Raw genomic sequence first — 16,318 nt, 5'->3', positions numbered from 1 at the left:
GGGTCGTGTTGACTCAATTTTGACTAGCGGGCGTCGATGAGTAGCTCGGTTGCGTAATTCTTTGACTGCAAGTGCCTGGCCGTGGAAACGCCTGCGATTAGTGGAGTTTTGGCCATAGGATGAGAGGTTCGGCTCAAGCGCCTCATTCCAAAGAATTACGCGAGCATTGCGTTCTCCCGCATGAGGCTTGGGGAGAAGATGCACCCACTGACCAAACGTCAGCCCCGCTAACGAGTCATCCTGCGTACGCCACACGCTGCGGACTGAGCCGATAAAATGGTGCGTAAACGCCCAGACGCCACCACCCCCGATACCCCACAGATTGGATCAACGATGTCTCAGCCAAAAGACGACCTACCTGTCAACCGCCCCGAAGTGTTTGGTGCTGCCGCCTCGGCAGACTCGACTGACCACGCCACCTGCATCCAGACGATCAACGCCGTCGCCCCAAGGCCGGACAACGCGCGGCCAGGGGTCAAGCGACTACTGCAGGGCGACGGCGCGAACCTCATCGTCTTCAATTTCTGCCCTGGCCAGACGCTGCCGGATCACAAGGCGGCCCACCCGATCACCGTGCAGTGCCTCAACGGGTCCCTCGAGTTCGAGTGCGGTGGCGAGCGTTTCCCGCTCAAGCAGGGAGAAGTCGTCCACCTGCGCGCGTACGTGCCGCACGCGGTCTACTGCCCGGATGATGCCCTGTCGCAGGGCAACATTTTGCTGCTCAGCATGCTCACCGGCGAACGCCACGGCGAGCAAGACAGCTAAGCCCAAACACAACCCTAAAGGTGCACGATCTCCACGTCGTCCCAAACTTCGGCGAGGTACTCGGCGGCAACTAACCGATGACAGGTGGAGGGATCTGCTTCGGAGCAGAGGAGCACGGCGTCGTCAAAAAGCGACCGATCGAGCGACGAAACCTCCCCAGCGTCGTACTCCTCGCGCAGCTGTTTCGAAAACTCATCGAAGCCAACCTCGTCATGCCGATACGCGCGCATCAGATCCGCCGACGGCGCGAGAGCCAGCTCATGCGTATACGGCATGTCCAGGATGACCCGCAGGAAGTAGCGCAGGTCGTCCTTCTTGGTAAACCCGGCGAGCTGGTTCGTGTTCGAGCGGCGAATATCCACCACGCGCCGCACGCCGGACTCGCGCAGAATGTCGAAGAACTCCTCCGCGCTCTTGTGTGAAAACCCGAGTGTGTAAATTCGCATAATCCTCCTAGATCACGAAGCCTTGCCAACGGGCGGCCTGCAGCGATTCGTCCTTGCGTTCGTGCGGTGCGTCAGCTGCGCGCGCAGCTCCGACGGCGCGTCGATCGAGAGGTCTTCAGGCTTGGGCGCAAGTGCATCAGTCACGCAGCCCACGGTACCGCAGGGACTCTTGCTTATCGACGCCCCACTGTCCCACCAAACGTCTTCCGCTGTGCCCTAATGTCCCGTAAGCCCGGATTACTCCCATCTGCAATTCTGTTCACAAATTCCCGACTCTGCTCGTGACGCCTATCCCTTCCCCTATCCTGTTCCCATGCCTACGATCCGCCGCGCCAGGCCCGACGACGCCGAAGCCCTCGTCGAACTGTCCACCGCCACGTTCACGCAGACCTTCGGCCACCTCTACGACCCCGCCGACCTCGTGGCCTTCCTTACCGAAGCCTATGACCTGCAGAAACACAAAACCCTCCTCGCCGATCCGGACCATGCCGTCTGGCTCGTCGAGGATGACGGTGCTCCCGTGGGCTACGCTCTGGCCGGCCCCTGCAGTCTCCCCCACCCCGACGTCCTCCCCGAGGACCGCGAGCTCAAACGCCTCTACCTCCTTGCCGATCACCAAAAGTCCGGCCTCGGCTCCACCCTCATCGAGCTCGTCCTCGACTGGATTGGTCCGCGTACCGCGTGGCTCGGCGTGTGGTCACAGAACTTTGGTGCGCAGCGCTTCTATCACCGCTACGGCTTCTCCAAGGCCGGCGAGTACTTCTTCAAGGTCGGCAACCACCGCGACCACGAGTTCATTTACCGACGCCCCGCCCTCTAACCTCTTCCGTTCAATCTCGAACGATTTTGGCGTCGTTATCCGACGGACATTCCCAATTTTCGGGCACGGGCATTTGGAACTCATTCACGAGTATCTCGTATGCCGTTTGAGGGCAGTCGCGTATAACGGCTGCTGTTTGGATCTTTCGCCATTTCAAGCGTGACTTATTTAGGTGCGCTTTCCATCTGCCTAGATCGGTATCGAGGTTGAACTCCTGGCGGAGGCTCTCTAAGACATCTTCCAATGACGGGCGGAAACGGTGCCCACCAGTAGGGAAATGGATTTTTGAGAGTCGAGGGAATTCCGAAGTAAATTTCTTTATCTTCTGATCGTTCGTTGAATCCAACTTCTTTGTTAGGCCTAGAAGGTGGGCTACTTCGTCCCGATGCGCGTGAACGTGGAAGTGCGAACTCGGTCTGTTGCTTTTGTTGCGGTCGTACTCAACTCTGAAAAGCGGTTCGTCGTTTGATTTTGCTTGAGCGTGAACAGCGAAGCTGGAGTTCTCCACGGCCAAGAAACTGTGAGTTGAATCCCAGGTGCATTTAAACGTCGGACGCAATCCGAGTATTATGTGCCCGTTCCAAGATAGAGGAATGATGCCTACACGGTCCTCTATCTGCTTTAGGCGGATCGAAATGCTGCCGTTGTCAACTATTTTGCTACTAAACTCAAAATGCTGTCCGGTGAACGCCTCCACAGTGGCGGCCAGGTCTTCGCTGAACTCGGCGACCAGGGCCTGTAATTGCTCAGCGTTTTTAGTCATCGCCAAGGAGCCAGCGTAGTTCCGAAATACGCTCCCACACGGCGAATTCACGGGGCGTGAGATTGTAGTTGTCCGCACGCTCTTCAAACTCTTCGAACGAGTCCCCAGAAAGGGATTCGATCGACTTTTTGAGTTCAGCAAGCTCATGACGTGCAGCTTCTTTCGACAGATTTTCAACGAGCGGGGCGGTCATGATCGCTCCTTTCGGGTAGGGCAAGTGAAAATTGAAAATGAACTATATGCCTTTATCTTAACTTTGCAAAAGACAAATGGAGCCTGCCACCCCCAAACGATATAGAACGACTGTGCGATATGTTTCTGGATTTTCTTCGTGAATGCGATGCTGACCAAACTCCGTGAAGCCGTCGCAACCCACCACGCCACCAGTACCCCAAACCGGCACGATCGTGCCGAAACTGCCTCTTGCGCACCACTATTCCGCACAATATACTTCAAAACGGCACGATCGTGCCGAAACTCCATCCAGTTCCAAGCCCTACAGAACCGCAACACTGAAAGGCCCCATGTCCCCCACGCCCCGCAGTCTCGGCGAGCAGGCTCGCGAGCAACGCCGCGCCATGCGCCTGACGCAGGCGGACGTGGCCGACCTGTCGATGGTGTCGGAACGGTTCATTCGAGAGTTTGAGCAGGGAAAACGTTCTGTCCGGCTGGATAAGGTTGAGGCTGTGTTGGCTGTGCTTGGTTTGGATGTGGTGGCGGTGCAGCACGTTCCGGAGGCGCTGCGCTAGCCAGGCGCAATTCTGTTCACAAAATCGCTAAGGAGAGTTTTCGACACCTTCCGCCCCAAACCTTCCACCCCAAACCTTCCACCCCAAGCGTCCACCCCGCGCGCAGCTGGCCGTCGATAAGTTAGCTCAATTTCATTCATCGGCTAAGGTGTGTGGGGTCACATTATTGTCGAGCGAGAGAGGATTTCATGAGCGAGCGCGCCACGGACCCCGTACCTTTCAGCAGCGAGCACCAGGAGGTTGCCGCTGACGAGTTCGAGCTGGAGAACCTCACACCGGCGGACAAGCGCGAGATCCGCCGCACGCGGCGAGCCCCGTCTCCGGACGGTAGTACCTGGTCGTGGGCGATTACGCTGTTCGGTACCGCGGTCGGCGCCGGAATCCTCTTCCTGCCTATCGACGCCGGCTCCTTCGGCTTCTGGCCCCTCCTCCTTGCGACGATCCTGGTTGGGCCAATGGTGTTTTTCTCGCATCGGATGTATTCGAGGATTGTGTCGGCGTCGCCGGTGAAGGGCCTGGACGTGCTGCAGGTCATCACGTCCCTGGCCGGCCGGAAGCGCGGCCTGGCAACGGCGCTGATGTACTGGCTGGCGATCTACCCGATTGTGCTGATTTACGGCGTTTCGGTGACGAACACGATGGACAGTTTCATCGTGAACCAGATGGGCGGCCCGCACGTGGACCGTTGGCTGCTGGCCACGATTTGCGTCGGCGTGATGACGGGCGCGTACGCCCTCGGCAAGAAGGCGACGCTGTGGTTCGCGAATCTGCTGGTGTATCCGCTGATCGTGGCGCTCGCTGCCGTCTCTCTGTACTTGATCCCGTACTGGGATCTGGAGAGTTTCATGGCGTACAAGTCGGACGTGCCGCTGTGGAAGGCGATGCTGTTTGTGCTGCCTGTGCTGGTGTTTTCCTTTTCGCATATGGCGGCGGTGTCGCAGTCGGCGTTGGATGTGCAGAAGTCGCATGACGGTGATGTGGCCGGTACGGAGAAGGAGGTGTCCAAGATTGAGTTGATCACCTGCACCCTCCTGGTCAGCTTCACGATGTTCTTCGTCTGGTCCTGCACGCTCGCCCTCGGCGCGGATGGCATGTCCGCCGTGCGCGAGGAGAACATTCCGGTCCTCTCCTACTTCGCCAACACGACGAATGCCCCGTTCATGGCGGTGGTGACTCCGGTGGTCGCGCTGTGTGCGATTGCGTCGTCGTACTTTGGGCACATGCTTGGCACGGAGGAGGGCACGCAGTACCTGTTGCGTGCGGTGGCGCCGAATGCGACGGAGAAGTGGAATCCGCGTGCGGTCCGCGCGGGCATCTACATCTTCGTCTTCGTATCGACGGTCGCTGTCGCCATCTTCAACCCGTCAATCCTTGATTTGATCTCGGTCGTGGGCGGCATCTTCATTACTTTGCTGGTCTACATCGTGCCGATGCTCCTGTTCCGCCACGCGACGGCCTTCCGCCACTACGCGAACCAGCCGGAGGCGATCTTCGTGTTCGGTCTGGGCATCGTGATTATTTGTGTCACGGTCTGGCAAATGGTGGCGTAGTACGGCGGGTTGCACGTTTATGGTGTGGATGTTACAGTTATAAGTGTAAACCCTCTGGAGGTGAAGCGCTGTGACAACGAAAACTAATCCGGCAATTGAGGTCACTCAAGCTGTCGAGCAGCAGGCCAGCCAGGTCGTGGCTAACCCCGAAACGTTTCATGATGCCGTGCGCGGTACGTTTCCACCTGCATTAGCCTCATTTATCGAGTCCATCTTGGCCAGGGTCGCGCGCGGAGAGAGCGTCGCGCTTTCCCGCCCCTCCGAGATACTCACCACCACTGAGGCCGCTGAGTATCTCGGGATCTCTCGGCCGACTCTGATGAAACGGATTCGAGAAGGCGAAATCGATTACTTCAAAGCCGGGTCACACACGCGGCTTCGCAGGGAAGACGTCGTCGCATACTTGCAGCGGTGCCGTGCGCGCGCACGTCACGAGTTCGATGCGATTCGAGAGCTGGATAATGAGATCGAAGGCCTGTGAGTATTCCAGTCCTTTTTGGCGCTAACGTCTGGTACTCGCGCACTCTCACCGACTGGTGCTTCCTTCTCTTCCTGGGCTCTGATAAAGATGTCGAGCCACCATTCTTTCCAGTGTGGACCGAGGATATTATCGCCGAAGCTCAGTATCATTTGCGCAGAAATAACCCACACGCTCCCGAGGGTGCTATTTCAAAACGCTTCAAGCGAATTCGCGGTGCGTTGGCGGAATGGGAAATCTCCGGTTTTGTTGTTGGTAATTATGGGTACGCGGACATTCATGATCATCACGTTCTCAGCGCTGCCGTGGCTGGCAACGTCCAGTGCGTCGTCACCAGCGACAGGGGACTCGTTGACTATGTCGACTCACAGCAGTTTCTGTTTGACGTGCTGACTCCGGATGATTTCTTTTGCCACATTTTTGAGGCGTTCCCAGGGCTTTGTAAGAGGGTAGCGCAGGAAAACGAGGCTTATTGGGAGAAGGTAAAGGGCGTCAAAGCGGCGGACCGGCCGATAACTGCCGTAATGCTAGAGCGCTCGGGCTGTCCGAATTTCGCAACGGCTATTGATTCGGTTTTAAGATAGTGGGCACGGTTGGTGCCGTGCAGCAAATTCCATTGTGGACTGTTTGCGACCTGGACGTTTCAGAATCGCTCCTCCACCCCGGTAGGTAAAACCCCAGGTAATTCTTTTTAGGACCATTTTAAGGCTCTGAAAGATATCGGAAAGATATCACGCGCCGAGAAGTGGCAATTCTGGCCGTTCGTGCAGGTCAGAGAATTGTTTCGATATCTTTCTATCTCTTTCTACGCCCGAATCCAACGGGTGCCGCGGCCGCGCGGAGGACCATCCGGGTCGATCTTCGCGCGCCCGAGGCTGCGTAAGTGTCGAAGGATCCGGCCTGCTTCGGCGACGCTGACGCCGGTCTGGTCGGCGATGTCGGCGGATTGGAGTGCGGCACCGTCGTGGAGTTTGGCCTCGATCCATTCCTGGACGCTCACGGTGGCCAGGTCGCCGGGTTGTCCCAGGTTGAGGAGTTTCCGGGCTTCACCGCTGAGGGTCCACTCGTCGGCGTCGGTGACGGGGTCGAGAAGGCCGCGGGCGACGAGGTCGTCCATAAGCTCATGTACCTCGAGGGTAGTGAGCTGGGTTTTCTGTGCAGCCGTTGTTGCTGTAATGAGCGGCGCGGAGTTGAGGTGCCAGAGCACAATCAGCGCCGCAACACTATCGACGACCTCCTCGCCGAAACGCTCCGAGAGCTTCCGCAAGCCCTTGATGAAGTTGGTATCTGGCTGCTGCGCTGCTAGCACCACCTGCACGTTTGCCTCGGTCGCGGTTACCTCCGGGGCGCTGCGGCCGGTGCGGATCATGGTGGCCCACATGCGGTCGAAACCGCGCGAGCTTTCCTCGGCGAGGCCAAGGGTCCGCATCGCCGCCATGAGCCGGTTGTTTCGTGGCACTGAGGGCGTCGATAATAATGTGTCAACCGTTACGCCTGGTGGGAGAGGTCCCGGAGAAGTGATCTTGAGCGTGCGGTTCGTTTGCTCGACCACTACTGGGCCGGGCAGGCGCCAGTCGCGGTGAATGAACGCATTAGAGACGGCCTCATCGACTGCTTGCGACGGGAACCTACTGATGGCGACTTCCTCACCATCCTCAAACTGCACGCGCTCAATCTCGCGGTCACCATTTTCTGCAATCAGACGTCGCAGGCGTGGCAACGCCAGCAGCAGAGGGTCTGAAATGAGCGTGGCCTGCGGTTCTTGCCCTGGGATGCTGCGCCACAGGTGGCGGACCACCACGTCTGTCGGGTTTGGTTGGGCGAGGAGGATTTCGGCGGCGCGCTTGAGTTGACCGTCGTCACGCATGAGCCCGAGCTCTCGAAGCAGGCCAGTGGTGGTCTGCGGGACTGCCGCGTCTGAGCCCCGCGAGCGGCGATGCTCCCGCAGCATCCGCCGAGCCTCCTCGATGACGGGAAGTTGCAGGTCATCGACAGTGATATCGGCTGGGTCGTTCGAATAGTCAGGATCTCGCCGCGCGGCATCAATCGCTCGGCGTAGCTCCTCCGTCATCGGCTGACACGAGAACTGCGAGTCCGCCGTCCGCCTTTTCGCCGCACCATCACCCCGCGTGTACAGCGCACGAGCTTCCGGCACGTGAATCACTACAAGCCGAGCACCCCACGCATGCACCGCTGTCACCTGCACATTCATGTTCGGCTTCGTGCCATTGAAGATCCGCCGGGCAATGTCCTCCTCGCCCAGCTCAGTGCCAGTGAATGCGCCCGCGCCAGGAGTCCGGTCCGCAACGCCGACAACAATGTGTCCCGTCGCCGCCTCGCTGTTGGCCATACAAATAGCCTCATTCAACAGCTTCTCGACGAGCTTCGCCCTCCCGCCCTTCCCCTCACGAGCAGTGGGATCTTCCTTGAATTCCAAAATCAGCGACTCTTGCGAGTCCGCCGTCGCTCCATCATGAATCGCCTCCAGCGCTAAACGAACATACGAGGGGAGCGCGTCCCAAGCTGATTCCGTGACCATGTGGCAGATTGTACATTCCCCAGGTAATTCTTTTCGGAGCCAATTTTGGGAGTTGAAAGATATCGGAAAGGTATCGGGTGCTGGGAAAGTGTAGTTCTGAACGTTCGTGCAGGTCAACGAATTGTTTCTATATCTTTCTATCTCTTTCTATATCTTTCGGTGTGAGGGCGCCGGGTGCACCAAATTCCATCTCGCACAATCAGCGACCTGGCCTTTTATCCTCCAGCCCCGCCAAAAACCCGGGTTCTGGTGCACAGCAAACTGCCAGAAACACTATCGCCAGCGGAGCCAGTGCCAAAGGACGCACCCGAAAATTTACGACCTGGGAAAACACACGTTTCTAAAACCGAAATTGCGTCCTTTGGCACTCGCTCCCTGTGACCAAGCCACCAGCAAGCCACCAGCAAGCCACCAGCAAGCCACCAACCTGCCACCAACCTGCCACCAACCCGTCTTGCGCATTCCCTCACAACCGATGTGCGAGTAAAGTAGGCCCGTAATTTATGGGCAAACAGCCCAGAAGCCACGAGCCCAAAGGGCCACGAGGAAAGGGAGGCGCATTATGCGTGTTGGCATTGTCGGCTATGGAAACTTGGGCAAGAGCGTGGAGCAGCTGGTGAAGCTGCAGCCGGATATGGAGTTGTCGGCGATCTTCTCGCGCCGCAGCAAGCTGGACACGGACACCCGCGTGTTGCCGGTGGCGGAGTTTGGCCAGTACAAGGACGAGATTGACGTCGCGATTCTGTGCCTGGGCTCTGCGACGGATATTCCGGAGCAGGCGCCGGAGTTCGCGAAGTACGTGCCTACCGTGGACACCTACGATAACCACCGTGACATCCCACGTCACCGCAAGGCGATGGACGAGGTCGCGCGCGAGCACAACACGGTGTCCATCGTTTCCACTGGTTGGGACCCGGGCATGTTCTCGTTGAACCGCGCGATGGCGGAGGCAATTCTGCCGAACGCGCAGCAGCACACGTTCTGGGGCCCGGGCTTGTCGCAGGGGCATTCGGATGCGGTGCGCAGGATTGAGGGCGTCGCGAAGGGTGTGCAGTACACGATTCCTGCGCCGGATGCGTTGGATCGCGCGCGCCGCGGCGAGACCGAGGGTCTCGACGGCAAGTCCGCCCACAAGCGCGTCGTTTACATCGTGCCGGAGGATGGCGCCGACACCGCCGCCATCGAGCACACCATCCGCACGATGCCGGACTACTTCGTCGGCTACGAGGTCGAGGTCAACTTTATTGACGACGCCACCTTCGTCCGCGAACATTCCGGCATGCCGCACGGCGGCCACGTGATCACCACTGGTGGCGTCGGCGAGAACCACCAGCTTGTCGAGTACACCCTGGAACTCTCCAGCAACCCCGACTTCACCGGCGCCGTCGCCGTCGCGTACGCGCGTGCGGCTGCCCGCCTCGCGGAGGACGGGAAGTCCGGCGCCTACACGGTGCTGGAGGTTCCGCCGTACTTGCTGTCCCCGGTCGCCCTCGACGACTTGATCGCCCGCGACGTCTAACTCACGGGTAGAAGGTGCCGCAAAAGGCCCTTAGAGATTTTGTGAACAGATTTGCATATGCAGATCTGTTCACATTTTTCTGACTCTTCTGGCTACACTTCCTGGAAATAGCATTTTCAGGAGGCCCCTGTGAAGAAGTTCATTGCCCTGTTTGTGGCGTTCGTGCTCGCAATCTTGGCAGCGCCGAGTGCTTCGGCGATCTCCGTGCGTGGCGACGCCGCCTCGCCCAGGTCCGCGGTCGCTGTGGTGCATGCGGGTGGGGCGGTGGAGGCGTCGAGAAATGGGTGGGAGCCGCGACCTGCGCTGAGCCTGAGCAAGCTCTACCTGGGCTATTGGGTGCTGTACCATGGGGCGCCGCAGCATCGGGCGCTGGTGGGGGAGATGGTGCGCACCTCGAACGATGGCATTGCGAGCACGCTGGATGCTGCGTACCCGCAGGCGATTGATGCGATCGCGCGCGACTTCAAATTGAGCGCTACTCAAAGGCGTGGCAATTGGGGAGTGGCGAGTACGTCGGCGGTGGACGTCGCGAGGTTTGTGCAGGCCATCAGGCACGATCCGGTGGCCGCGCCACTGCTGCGTGGCATGGCGCACGCGGCACCCGTCGCCGCGGATGGCTTCCCGCAGAACTACGGCACCTCGAGACTGCCCGGTGTCCAGGGCACGAAGTTCGGCTGGGCCGACGACCGCCGCAGCTCTACCGCGACGGTCAGTTACGGCAACGGGTTCGCGGTCGCGGTGCTCACGTACGGTGATGCGCATGCGAACACGGTTGATGCGCAGCGTGCCGTCGATACCTCGCTGCTTCCGGGGCTGAGCGGTGGCCGCCGAGTCGTGGACCTGCTGCCGCCGCAGACCCCGCCCGAGATCAAGAGCGTGATCCCGAAGCACTGGGAGGTCCCGGCTGGCTCGTCGGTGCCGTGGTAAATCATGGCCCTGACCAGCAATTACGAGAATAAAGGTGCCTAATCTACCAAGGTTTTTCAGATTCCGAGAAACCTTAGGAGATTAGGTACTCACATTCGGCTCGTGCTGCTCGGGGCCGTGATGGTGTTACGGCAGCATTGCAGCGATGTTGGCTGGCAGCATCGGCTTGAGTGCCGGCAACGCGACCGTGCCGAGGAGAGCAACGATGCTCACGGCCAGCGGAGTCCAGAACGCCGCTGCACGCTCAGAGGGAGTCATCTTCGATGACTGGGTGATGACTGCGTCCGATTTGTAGTCCTTCTTTGCAGCGCAAGCCTCCAGGGCGCGCACGTATTCTGCCAGTCCGACGCTGTATTCATTTATGGCTGCCTCGTTGCCACTCAAAACTCCGGCGAAAAACTTGGCGCGGAGCTCTCTGGGACTTGTGGATTGGCCGTTGTCGGTTTTGGATGCGTCTTCGGCAAATATCGGGATCTGTGCAGCTGCTTGATCTGGCGTGTATGGGGCTGGGGAGCCTGGTACACCCTTGATCAGACAGGTGCCACCGACCATTGTATTCGTTACGGGGAATACAAACCCTTGGTTAGTTATTTGGGCGCCCGCTGTCGGCGCGAGCGCTCCGACGGTGATGGTTGCGGCGAGGGCCGCGGCTGCAATCTTCTTCACAGTGAAAACTCCTTTGAGTGACAGGGGAAAATCAGGTTCTTGTATATTCAAGCCCCCCCCCCCCCCTCGTCATTTGTCAAGGCTGTCGCCCGCGCGCGATGGCAGGTGCAATTCTGTTCACAAATTCCCGAGCAAGCTTTTCATCACACCTGCCACCCAGAAACCTGTAGCCGCCGCAACAATCAGAGCAGCTTTCGGTACCTGTCCTTCGATGAAGAGCTCGTCGGTGCCGTGGTAGCGCGCTGGTTAGACGTCGATTGCGACGAGTTTGTGGCCGTTGTGTTCGATGATGTCGGCGGTGACTTCGTAGACGTGCGAGATGATGTCGGCGGTGACTTCGTCGCGGCTGATGTTGGCGTAGCTGGTGCCGTCGTGAAGAAAGAGAAATTGGTCGCAGTGGCGTAGTGCTACGTTGAGGTCGTGAAGTACGGCGATGACGGCGATGTCGCGCTCAACTGCGAGTTGGCGGACGAGACCGAGCATTTCGTATTGGTTGCGGGGGTCAAGGTTGCTGGTTGGTTCGTCGAGAATGAGGATTGATGGTTCTTGGACGAGCGCGCGTGCGAGTATGACTTTTTGACGCTCACCTCCGGAGAGGGTGCTGATGTCATGGAGTTGTTTGTCTGCCATTCCGACGAGTTCCAGCATGTCGGCGCACATTTGGAGGTCTGATTCGCCGACTGCCCATTGGATGTGTGGTTTTCTGCCGAGGAGGACGTAGTCGAAGGCGGTCATTTGGGTGGCTTCGGAGTGTTGGGCTACGTAGGCGGCAAGTTTTGCCATGTCTTGCCTGTTGAGCGCGGTGGTGGGGGTTCCGTTGAGGGTGATTTCTCCGGTGTGTGGGGTGAGGAGTTTGATGAGGTTTTTGACGAGGGTGGACTTGCCTTCTCCGTTGCGTCCGAGGACGGCCATGCATTCGCCGCGCGCGACTTCGAAGCTGACTCCGCGTAGGACGTGGTTGGTGCCGTACGAGAAGTGGAGGTTGTTGCATGTAATCATGGGTGCGCTGTGTGGCTTCATGCGCGGACTCTCCGTTTGAGTAGGAGGAAGAGGAAGATGGGCGCGCCGACGATGGAGGTTACTGCGCCGATGGGGAGCACGACTGGGCTAATGATGGTGCGGGCGGCGATGTCGGCGAGGAGGAGGAGGGTGGCGCCGCAGAGGGCGGTGCCTGGGAGGAGAAAGCGCATGTCGTTGCCGACGAGGCGTCGAATGATGTGTGAGGCGACGAGTCCGATGAAGCTGATGACGCCCACGAAGGCGACAGAGACTGCGGAGATCAGGGCGCAGACGAGCAGGCTGATGGGTACGAGCACTGCGACGGGTACGCCGAGGCTTTTGGCGGCGTCGGTACCGGCCTCGAAGGCGTTGTAGTTCCAGCGGTTGTACATGAAGTAGGCGAATGCTGCTGCGGCGATGCCTGCGGTGAAGAAGATTTGTGTCCAGCTTGCGCGGCCGAGGGAGCCGAAGGTCCAGTAGACGACTGAGGCGACTTTGATGTCGTCGGCGAAGTATTGGACGAGCGAAGTGCCGGCGCTAAACATTGCGCTCAGCGCCACGCCTGCGAGTACGAGTACTGCGGGGCCAGCGTTGAGTGCGCGCGAAATGAACATGATCACGAGGGTGGTGCCCATGCCTCCGAGGAACGCGAATGCCGTCACGAGGGCGGGGTTGCTAATGCTGACGGCGGCGTCGCCGCTGACGTTATTGACCTGGGCGCCCGCGCCGAAGTAGACGATGGCAACTGCCGCACCAAACGCGGCGCCTTGGGACACCCCGAGCGTTGAGGATGAGGCGAGGGGGTTGCGCAGCACGTTTTGCATGATCGCACCACACATGGCTAAGCACATTCCAACTGTGACTGTGATGCATGCTCGGGGCAGGCGGATGTTCCATACGATGAGTGAGTCGCGCTCCCCGCTCGGATGCAGGAGTGCCCGCAGGACGTCGCCCATCCCCATCTCTGCCGATCCGGCCTTGAGCGAGCCAAGGAAACAGAGGCATAGCAACAGGAACGCCGCCAGTAAGACTGCGTATTTGCGCAGTGTGTGCCGATGGTAGTCGGCAGTACTGGCGGGCCGTTGTGGCTTAGCCGTTGGCTTGGTCACTGAGGTCGATCTTTCCGTAGTACAGGCCACCGGCTTCCATTTCGTCGAAGAAGCTCTTGCCCAGCATGACCTGCATGATTTCTTCGGCCTTCTCTTCCAGATCGATGTCTGCGAACTGCTCGGGGTAGAGCACCTTTCCGGCGTGGTAGGCGTTGATCAGCAGGTAGGTGATGTTTGGCCCGGCTGCGTTGGTTGCCGGCATTGTGTACACCTGGCCGTTTTGGACAGCGCGTAGCCCGTTGAAGTAGTCGGGGCGCAGCTTGTATTCGTCGCGGACCAGGTCAAGGTTGCCTGGGTCGAGGAAGATGACGTCGGGATCCCACTCGGGGATGACTTCCCAGTCGACCTCGGCGCCGTTACGGCCGTTCTCGAACGTCTGCGTTTCTTTCAGCACGTCAGCGACGTTGTGGGCGTCGATCGCGTCGAATGCTGGGAAGTCCACGTAGGTGTAGGCGAACCCGTGTGCGCCGTTGAAGGTGACGGCACCTGTGTAGACCTTCTGTTTGTCTTCTTCAGCGACGCCCGCGACGCGGTCCTTGAGGTCTTTCTTCGCGGTGGCGATGTAGTCGTTGATTTCCTTGGCACGGTCTTCCTTGCCGGTCACTTTTCCGACCATTTCGAGGGTGGTGGCGAAGTCGTCGTCAATAAATCCCTTAGAGAGGTAGCGGATGCTGACGACGGGAATGCCGGTTTGTTTTTGCAGTTCGTCAGCGGCTTCTGCGTTGAAGCCGGCGAGGATGACGTCGGGGTTCGCGGTGAGAATTTCTTCCGGGAAGGCATTGTTTTCGCCGGAGCCGCCGCCTTTACCGATGACGGGTAGTTTCCCAAGCTTGTCCGCGTACACGTTGCTGTAGTCGTACGTTGCGCGTGGGCCGGATTGGTCGGTCTGCTCCGAGCCGACGAGCATGTCCACCAGGTCCATGTAGGCGGCGATGCGCGGCCCCATCGACCCGACCGCGACGACGCTATTGACCTGTTCTGGGATGGTCACTTCGCGGCCCATATTGTCCGTCACGGTGATGGTGGCATCGCTGGCGGTTGTCGTCGGCGCGGCTGTATCTTCCGCGGGACTCGAGCAGCCTGTGAGCGTCAGCGTGACCGCAGCACCGACCGACAGCAATATCTTCTTGAACAACGCACTCTCCTTGGGTTGACCCCTACTCAAAAATACATTCAATTGAATGATACAGTATTTTATGGTTGGCGTTCGTCCACGCGCCAAATTGCGAGCGCGTACGCCATCGTGAGAGTGACGTCAATACGCTTATCGACGCCTTCGCCCGGCAACGCAGCGAGCATCCTCTCTGCAACCTCATCCCCATACTGCGCCCTCGCGCGTTCGGCTTCGTAAGAGACATCGTGGGCGTCGTACTTTCGGGATCGCACACGCGTCTGGTAGCGCAGTTGCGGCAGGTAACCTTGGGATATTAACCAGTCGACGTGCAGCGATCCGCCGAAGGGTTTCGCCACGACACCCGCGTCACGCAATGCTTGCTCAAGTAAACTCGTACTGCGGTACGTTGGCTTATTGACGACACACCACCGCGACGACAACCGCATCAGCGCAGCAACGTCATCAATAGTGTTAACGCCCGGGCTCCTATTCGCGATCACCGCGGAAAACGTACGGCCCGTGAGCGGTTCGGGGATTCCGGCGGACCAGTCGTGTGTGTAAAAGGTGAGGTTTTTCGACGTCGGTGTAGCCCCAATCATCGCCGGCGAAATATCGAACCCGTAGCCCTCAGCAATATGCGGTGCCATCTTGCCGAGGTGCCACCCCGGCCCACAGCCGATGTCCAGCACCGTGGAATCCGGTGTGAGCACGTCGAATTCATCCAACACCTCGAGGAGAAGGTCGGGCCCTTCTTCCAGGTTGCGTGCCCAAGTCGGGGCCTGATCATTCCAATATTCGATTGACATATTAACTACCGTAGCGGAAACGCAAACTCGACTTAGGCTTCCGACCTGCGATTGTTTGAATAGAGGTGCCTAATCTCCCAAGGTTTCGGTGTTTTTGGGGAAACCTTGGACGATTAGGCAGCTGTATTCGGCTTGTGGCGCAGGTGCAATTTTGTTCACAAAATCCCGAGCAACCTTTTCAGCACACCTTCCACCCCCGAAAACACGGAACGCCGAAAAACACCGAACCAGCAGCCCCGGGCTACCCCAACAGCGCGTTATCGATGAGCCGCACGCCGTCCACCGTCGCCGCAACCAGCGCCAGGCCGGGCCCGGACGTCGGCTGCAGCGTATCTGGATCAACGACCACCAGGTAGTCCAGCGTCACGCCCTCCGAAGCCGCGAGCTCCGCGCGCACGGCATCCACGTCCAACGCGCCCGCCTCGGCCTGCTCCTGCAGCGTCCGCAGTGAACGCGACAGCGCCAACGCCTGCGAACGCCCCGCCTCGGAGAGGCGCACGTTGCGGGAAGACTGCGCCAGTCCGTCAGCGGCGCGCGCGATGGGCAGGGTGCGGATCTCCACGTCGTGGTTCAGGTCGCGAACCATTCGGCGCAGCACCGCGACCTGCTGCGCGTCCTTCTGCCCGAAGTAGGCCACGTCCGGTTTGGCTAGGTTGAACAGCTTGTTCACGACGGTCGCTACGCCGTCGAAGTGCCCAGGCCGCGACGCGCCTTCCAGGACGGTGCCCATCTCACCGGTGCGGACCCAGATCTGCGGGACCCCGCCTGGGTACATTTCCTCGACGCTGGGCGCGAACACGATGTCCACGCCGAGGCTCTCGCAAAACGTTGAGTCGGCCTCAATATCGCGTGGGTAGTTGCGGTAGTCGTCGGTGTCGCCGAGGTCGGTGAACTGCAGTGGGTTGAGGAACACGCTGGTAATCAGCGTATCGACCTCTCGCCGCGCACGCTCGATGAGCGTGCCGTGCCCCGAGTGCAGGGCGCCCATCGTCGGCACCAGCCCGACGGTCCCGGTTGCTTCGGCGCGCGCCGCGCGCAGTTCTTCAACAGTGGTAATGACTCGCATGG

General features: G+C 59.5%; 19 protein-coding genes. 8 read left to right on the top strand and 11 right to left on the bottom strand.

Features of this window, described 5'->3' with window-relative positions; all coding sequences use genetic code 11:
* Positions 1-333: 333 nt before the first annotated feature.
* Positions 334-765: a cupin domain-containing protein gene (locus QP802_RS07515; RefSeq protein ID WP_255365852.1), complete on the top strand. Its 432-nt coding sequence runs from the start codon at positions 334-336 to the stop codon at positions 763-765.
* Between the two features lie 14 nt (positions 766-779).
* On the opposite strand, the gene QP802_RS07510 is transcribed toward QP802_RS07515, so the two are convergent.
* Both QP802_RS07510 and QP802_RS07505 read right to left on the bottom strand, forming a co-directional pair.
* Positions 780-1,211 carry a DUF488 domain-containing protein gene (locus tag QP802_RS07510; RefSeq protein WP_284818128.1) on the bottom strand — a complete coding sequence of 144 codons (432 nt, stop codon included), beginning with the start codon at positions 1,209-1,211 and terminating at the stop codon, positions 780-782.
* Between the two features lie 12 nt (positions 1,212-1,223).
* Positions 1,224-1,355, bottom strand: a complete 132-nt coding sequence (locus tag QP802_RS07505; RefSeq protein ID WP_284818126.1) for a hypothetical protein — start codon at positions 1,353-1,355, stop codon at positions 1,224-1,226.
* Between the two features lie 169 nt (positions 1,356-1,524).
* Between QP802_RS07505 and QP802_RS07500 the strand changes: the two genes are divergently transcribed.
* A complete protein-coding gene (locus tag QP802_RS07500) occupies positions 1,525-2,031 on the top strand; it encodes a GNAT family N-acetyltransferase (protein WP_284818124.1) in 507 nt (168 codons plus the stop codon).
* Positions 2,032-2,041: 10 nt separating this feature from the next.
* On the opposite strand, the gene QP802_RS07495 is transcribed toward QP802_RS07500, so the two are convergent.
* Together QP802_RS07495 and QP802_RS07490 are read right to left on the bottom strand one after the other, a co-directional pair.
* A complete protein-coding gene (locus tag QP802_RS07495; RefSeq protein ID WP_284818122.1) occupies positions 2,042-2,794 on the bottom strand; it encodes a hypothetical protein in 753 nt (250 codons plus the stop codon).
* Positions 2,787-2,987, bottom strand: coding sequence for a hypothetical protein (locus QP802_RS07490; RefSeq protein WP_256001199.1), 201 nt, complete (start codon positions 2,985-2,987; stop codon positions 2,787-2,789). The genes QP802_RS07495 and QP802_RS07490 overlap by 8 nt, the downstream gene beginning before the upstream one ends.
* Before the next feature lie 331 nt (positions 2,988-3,318).
* On the opposite strand from QP802_RS07490, the gene QP802_RS07485 reads away from it, so the two are divergent.
* The 4 genes from QP802_RS07485 to QP802_RS07470 all read left to right on the top strand — a co-directional run bounded on the left by QP802_RS07485 (position 3,319) and on the right by QP802_RS07470 (position 6,155).
* On the top strand, positions 3,319-3,543 hold the full coding sequence (locus QP802_RS07485) for a helix-turn-helix domain-containing protein (protein WP_070361682.1): 225 nt from the start codon (positions 3,319-3,321) through the stop codon (positions 3,541-3,543).
* A 188-nt stretch (positions 3,544-3,731) separates the two neighbouring features.
* The gene (locus QP802_RS07480; RefSeq protein WP_284818119.1) at positions 3,732-5,093 is read left to right on the top strand and encodes an amino acid permease; all 1,362 of its coding nucleotides are present in this window, start codon (positions 3,732-3,734) and stop codon (positions 5,091-5,093) included.
* A 70-nt stretch (positions 5,094-5,163) separates the two neighbouring features.
* Positions 5,164-5,574, top strand: a complete 411-nt coding sequence (locus tag QP802_RS07475) for a helix-turn-helix domain-containing protein (protein WP_070361684.1) — start codon at positions 5,164-5,166, stop codon at positions 5,572-5,574.
* Positions 5,571-6,155 carry a PIN domain-containing protein gene (locus QP802_RS07470; protein ID WP_284818117.1) on the top strand — a complete coding sequence of 195 codons (585 nt, stop codon included), beginning with the start codon at positions 5,571-5,573 and terminating at the stop codon, positions 6,153-6,155. The genes QP802_RS07475 and QP802_RS07470 overlap by 4 nt, the downstream gene beginning before the upstream one ends.
* Before the next feature lie 221 nt (positions 6,156-6,376).
* On the opposite strand, the gene QP802_RS07465 is transcribed toward QP802_RS07470, so the two are convergent.
* The gene (locus QP802_RS07465) at positions 6,377-8,110 is read right to left on the bottom strand and encodes an ATP-binding protein (RefSeq protein WP_284818115.1); all 1,734 of its coding nucleotides are present in this window, start codon (positions 8,108-8,110) and stop codon (positions 6,377-6,379) included.
* A 562-nt stretch (positions 8,111-8,672) separates the two neighbouring features.
* Between QP802_RS07465 and QP802_RS07460 the strand changes: the two genes are divergently transcribed.
* Together QP802_RS07460 and QP802_RS07455 are read left to right on the top strand one after the other, a co-directional pair.
* The gene (locus QP802_RS07460) at positions 8,673-9,629 is read left to right on the top strand and encodes a diaminopimelate dehydrogenase (RefSeq protein ID WP_070478719.1); all 957 of its coding nucleotides are present in this window, start codon (positions 8,673-8,675) and stop codon (positions 9,627-9,629) included.
* Positions 9,630-9,758: 129 nt separating this feature from the next.
* Complete coding sequence (locus tag QP802_RS07455) at positions 9,759-10,556, top strand: hypothetical protein (protein ID WP_284818113.1); 798 nt, start codon at positions 9,759-9,761, stop codon at positions 10,554-10,556.
* A 126-nt stretch (positions 10,557-10,682) separates the two neighbouring features.
* On the opposite strand, the gene QP802_RS07450 is transcribed toward QP802_RS07455, so the two are convergent.
* From QP802_RS07450 to panC, 6 genes are all read right to left on the bottom strand, one after another.
* Complete coding sequence (locus QP802_RS07450; RefSeq protein WP_070478721.1) at positions 10,683-11,222, bottom strand: hypothetical protein; 540 nt, start codon at positions 11,220-11,222, stop codon at positions 10,683-10,685.
* Between the two features lie 246 nt (positions 11,223-11,468).
* Positions 11,469-12,242, bottom strand: a complete 774-nt coding sequence (locus QP802_RS07445; protein WP_083290901.1) for an ABC transporter ATP-binding protein — start codon at positions 12,240-12,242, stop codon at positions 11,469-11,471.
* Positions 12,239-13,330: a FecCD family ABC transporter permease gene (locus tag QP802_RS07440; protein ID WP_284818109.1), complete on the bottom strand. Its 1,092-nt coding sequence runs from the start codon at positions 13,328-13,330 to the stop codon at positions 12,239-12,241. Before QP802_RS07440 ends, QP802_RS07445 begins: the two co-directional genes overlap by 4 nt.
* The gene (locus tag QP802_RS07435; RefSeq protein ID WP_070478541.1) at positions 13,311-14,465 is read right to left on the bottom strand and encodes an ABC transporter substrate-binding protein; all 1,155 of its coding nucleotides are present in this window, start codon (positions 14,463-14,465) and stop codon (positions 13,311-13,313) included. The genes QP802_RS07440 and QP802_RS07435 overlap by 20 nt, the downstream gene beginning before the upstream one ends.
* A gap of 59 nt (positions 14,466-14,524) precedes the next feature.
* Positions 14,525-15,250 carry a class I SAM-dependent methyltransferase gene (locus tag QP802_RS07430; RefSeq protein ID WP_284818107.1) on the bottom strand — a complete coding sequence of 242 codons (726 nt, stop codon included), beginning with the start codon at positions 15,248-15,250 and terminating at the stop codon, positions 14,525-14,527.
* Positions 15,251-15,491: 241 nt separating this feature from the next.
* Positions 15,492-16,316, bottom strand: a complete 825-nt coding sequence (gene panC / locus QP802_RS07425; RefSeq protein ID WP_284818104.1) for a pantoate--beta-alanine ligase — start codon at positions 16,314-16,316, stop codon at positions 15,492-15,494.
* Positions 16,317-16,318: the final 2 nt, after the last annotated feature.

It is taken from the genome of Corynebacterium sp. UMB10119B (assembly GCF_030228125.1).
GTDB classification, from domain to species: domain Bacteria; phylum Actinomycetota; class Actinomycetes; order Mycobacteriales; family Mycobacteriaceae; genus Corynebacterium; species Corynebacterium pseudogenitalium.
Note: the sequence above shows the minus strand (reverse complement) of the source record. Positions and strands in the feature narration are given on the sequence as shown.

What these genes read in the sequence shown, in the direction of transcription:
- QP802_RS07515 (WP_255365852.1), top strand. Translation starts at nt 334, where the DNA reads ATGTCTCAGCCAAAAGACGACCTACCTGTCAACCGCCCCGAAGTGTTT.
- QP802_RS07510 (WP_284818128.1), bottom strand. Translation starts at nt 1,211, where the DNA reads ATGCGAATTTACACACTCGGGTTTTCACACAAGAGCGCGGAGGAGTTC.
- QP802_RS07500 (WP_284818124.1), top strand. Translation starts at nt 1,525, where the DNA reads ATGCCTACGATCCGCCGCGCCAGGCCCGACGACGCCGAAGCCCTCGTC.
- QP802_RS07495 (WP_284818122.1), bottom strand. Translation starts at nt 2,794, where the DNA reads ATGACTAAAAACGCTGAGCAATTACAGGCCCTGGTCGCCGAGTTCAGC.
- QP802_RS07490 (WP_256001199.1), bottom strand. Translation starts at nt 2,987, where the DNA reads ATGACCGCCCCGCTCGTTGAAAATCTGTCGAAAGAAGCTGCACGTCAT.
- QP802_RS07485 (WP_070361682.1), top strand. Translation starts at nt 3,319, where the DNA reads ATGTCCCCCACGCCCCGCAGTCTCGGCGAGCAGGCTCGCGAGCAACGC.
- QP802_RS07480 (WP_284818119.1), top strand. Translation starts at nt 3,732, where the DNA reads ATGAGCGAGCGCGCCACGGACCCCGTACCTTTCAGCAGCGAGCACCAG.
- QP802_RS07465 (WP_284818115.1), bottom strand. Translation starts at nt 8,110, where the DNA reads ATGGTCACGGAATCAGCTTGGGACGCGCTCCCCTCGTATGTTCGTTTA.
- QP802_RS07460 (WP_070478719.1), top strand. Translation starts at nt 8,673, where the DNA reads ATGCGTGTTGGCATTGTCGGCTATGGAAACTTGGGCAAGAGCGTGGAG.
- QP802_RS07445 (WP_083290901.1), bottom strand. Translation starts at nt 12,242, where the DNA reads ATGAAGCCACACAGCGCACCCATGATTACATGCAACAACCTCCACTTC.
- QP802_RS07430 (WP_284818107.1), bottom strand. Translation starts at nt 15,250, where the DNA reads ATGTCAATCGAATATTGGAATGATCAGGCCCCGACTTGGGCACGCAAC.
- panC (WP_284818104.1), bottom strand. Translation starts at nt 16,316, where the DNA reads ATGCGAGTCATTACCACTGTTGAAGAACTGCGCGCGGCGCGCGCCGAA.